4 protein-coding genes are annotated in these 2,851 nt (G+C 44.7%); 2 read left to right on the forward strand and 2 right to left on the reverse strand.

What is annotated here, in order from left to right; genetic code table 11:
- Positions 1 to 290, forward strand: a 290-nt coding sequence (locus tag RG963_RS16305) for a methyltransferase family protein (protein ID WP_310577334.1), incomplete at its 5' end; no start/stop codon positions are given.
- A gap of 92 nt (positions 291 to 382) precedes the next feature.
- Here RG963_RS16305 and RG963_RS16310 read toward each other — a convergent pair.
- Positions 383 to 1,042 carry a TfuA-related McrA-glycine thioamidation protein gene (locus RG963_RS16310; protein ID WP_396654751.1) on the reverse strand — a complete coding sequence of 220 codons (660 nt, stop codon included), beginning with the start codon at positions 1,040 to 1,042 and terminating at the stop codon, positions 383 to 385.
- Complete coding sequence (locus RG963_RS16315; protein ID WP_310577336.1) at positions 1,039 to 2,313, reverse strand: YcaO-related McrA-glycine thioamidation protein; 1,275 nt, start codon at positions 2,311 to 2,313, stop codon at positions 1,039 to 1,041. Before RG963_RS16315 ends, RG963_RS16310 begins: the two co-directional genes overlap by 4 nt.
- 235 nt (positions 2,314 to 2,548) lie before the next feature.
- On the opposite strand from RG963_RS16315, the gene RG963_RS16320 reads away from it, so the two are divergent.
- Positions 2,549 to 2,806: a YgaP family membrane protein gene (locus RG963_RS16320; protein WP_310577337.1), complete on the forward strand. Its 258-nt coding sequence runs from the start codon at positions 2,549 to 2,551 to the stop codon at positions 2,804 to 2,806.
- Positions 2,807 to 2,851 lie beyond the last annotated feature (45 nt).

Here is a 2,851-nt window from a genome sequence, read left to right on the forward strand (position 1 = left end):
GAGAAAACCCCTTTGCTGTCGCGACCATTGAAGTATTCCCCGATCAAAAAGTAATAACAACGGGACCTTACAGCATTGTCCGTCACCCCATGTATACGGGTGCTCTCGTTATGCTTTTCGACACTCCTTTTGCGCTAGGCTCATGGTGGGGGCTGCTAATACTCGTTCCCCTCATACTGATTATAGTCTGGAGACTTCTTGATGAAGAAAAGTTTCTCTGCAAAAACTTGCCTGGTTATAAAGAATACTGTCAAAAAACTCATTACAGATTAATTCCGTTAATCTGGTAGGTATAGCCGCGATTTTTTGATTCAAGATCACAAAAAAGGTTTGAAGAGCCAAAACAACTAATTTGAAAAGCTAATTTGAAAGGAATCTGGCTTCAGGCCTTTTCAACCAGTTTTTTTACGGTCTCAAGCACGAGGATCGCATCTTCCCTTTTTACGTCAACTTCATTGCCTGTGCAAAAATCCAGAATTGATTTTCTTTTCTCTTCAGAGATCAGGCCTTTTTTTATCCCTTCTTTTACAAGCCCAAGATAGCTTCTGTCCTGATAATAAGTGTTAATCGCAAGCTCCAGCAGGTGATTATGCTCTTTTTCGCTTATAATCCCGGTAGAGAAAGTGGCTCTAAGGGTTTCCCTGATATTGACAAGGGGCACGGAAATAGGGTCGAAAGTCTCAGGGTTTGTACTTACGGCTACTTCATCATCTGATTCAATTATACCGTCCCTGTACCATTCGTAAACCTTTCCTACTCCTATCATGCCGTGTGTATCCAGTTCCGAGGCCCGAAGGGCTCCCATGCTGGCTCCCCCTACCACCTTTACTCCTGCATCAAGGGCGGACATAATTTCCCTGTGCCCGACTGCAGCCCGGTCAAAAAAGATGCCGTCTATTATTCCTATGACCTTGTACCCCTTCTGGACGAATTTTTCAAGCTGAAACCTGCGTACAGGAGGCTGGTAATTTGCCCGGAGGACATTTTTTGCGTCCTCATGGCTGATGCTGTTACCTGTAAAAATTACCGCTCTTGCCTTCATCTTCTCTTCCACGGTTTTTCGGTCTTGTCTCTTGAAAAGTCTTTCTTCTTTCCGGAATTTATCCTTTTTCCTTTACGGTCGCGGTCAATCGTGAAAAGTTCAAATCCGGGGATGATTACCCTGACAACCGGCACTGCGACTTCTTCCCTTGAGAGGTCTACTACCAGCACTCTTTCGGCAAGGCCATTAAGTTTTTCGAGTATCACGTTGATGTTTTCTGCAGGACTTTTCCTGGACAGGTCCTGCACTTCAGAAAGGGAGACTTTTTCTCCTTCTTCGAACCAGAACCAGTTCAGGCGCTTCATTCGGTCATATCCTACACTCCGGATAAAGCCTTCCCTATCCGTATCTTCTCTTGCTCCCTGAATCTGGACTACCCGCGACTGGGCGGCTTCGGTTATGGCTCTGGCAACTGCAATTTCAGGTTTCAGGTGAGAGCCTGCTCCCATGACAAGAAGAGCCGGATCTTTCAATTTTACATCATCAGTTGCCGCAATTACTGTTGGAATCCCTGTGTCTGTGGGAACCAGCCATACCTTCAGTTCTATACCTTCATCTTTGAACTTTCTGGCAAGTTCGTACAGGTATCCATCTTCTTCAGTAAGCACGATTTCTTTTCCCAGGTTGCGGGAAAACTGGGCTGTGCTAATTGCGTCCCTTTCTATGACTTCGAGCATCCCATGCAGAATGGCTTCCTCAATTACGTTCCCGGATGCCAATCCATTGGTATTGCTCAGGAAAAGTTTCTGGCACTGTCCCGGCGCGTCATAGGGGTGGTAAACTGCATTGGCGCTTACGAACACTTCTTCCTTGTTCATCAAATCGTACGCTTCAACCCATTCCATCAGGGATTGGGGAATATGGGGCTGGGGCAGAAGCAGGGCTTTTGGGTCAAGCACGCTACAGCTTTCTATGGCGCTGGCATAGGATTCCACCAGAGCCGGAGCAGAAATGCCGCCTGCAATGTTTGCGTTCAGGCCCGGTCTTTCTGCCAGGCAGCGCTCAAAACTCTCCATTATCGCTGAAATCCGGGCCCGCTGCTGGGTTGAGCCTTTGCCTGAGTAAATGCTGATCGCTCCTCTGGCGGCACTGGGGCGGATTGCCGAGAAAATAGGGATTCCCAGCCTGTCCAGGTTTGTAATGTCTGCAATTCGGGTAACGCCTATCTTTTTTATCTGGTCTTTGGTGTTTTCCAGGGTTGTGGCTTCGTCATATACTCGCTGTGTACCTTCGAGATATGAGAGAGACCTGTCAATTTTTATTTCGGGCATAGTTAGAAACCTTCTCATCTCTTGTATATATTTTGTGATTTCTCGGGATTTTTGGATTTTTCCGGGAAGAGTTTACATGTTATTTAAGGGGGTTTAGCAAGAAATATAAAGGGAATACAAACAGAATCTGAATACAATGAATCTAAACAGAATAACGCTATATATTGAAGGGATCTATAAGTATGTAAGAGGGTTTATAAGGGGGTTTTGTCCGACGAATCTCAAAAAATTGTTTATGGAAGAAAATGTAGGAGGCTTTGATCTCCTTTTCCGAACCATATTCGGAATACTTGCAATTATCGCGCTTGCAACGGGCTTTGTAAAAAGGTCTCCCTGGAAATGGATTATCGCAGCGATAGCTTTTACGGGACTTTTTAGTTCAATCCTGAAACACTGCACTCCGTATTCTATTCTCGGGATCAGCACCGCAGAGATAAACAAAAGTCCTATTCAGGAAGTTTATTTTTATGAACAATATATTCGAAGATATTAATCTCCAATTTTTTTCAGTATATGCTTGATCTCAATATTATATTTT

The sequence above is a fragment of the Methanosarcina baikalica genome, from assembly GCF_031461075.1.
Classification (GTDB): Archaea; Halobacteriota; Methanosarcinia; order Methanosarcinales; family Methanosarcinaceae; genus Methanosarcina; species Methanosarcina baikalica.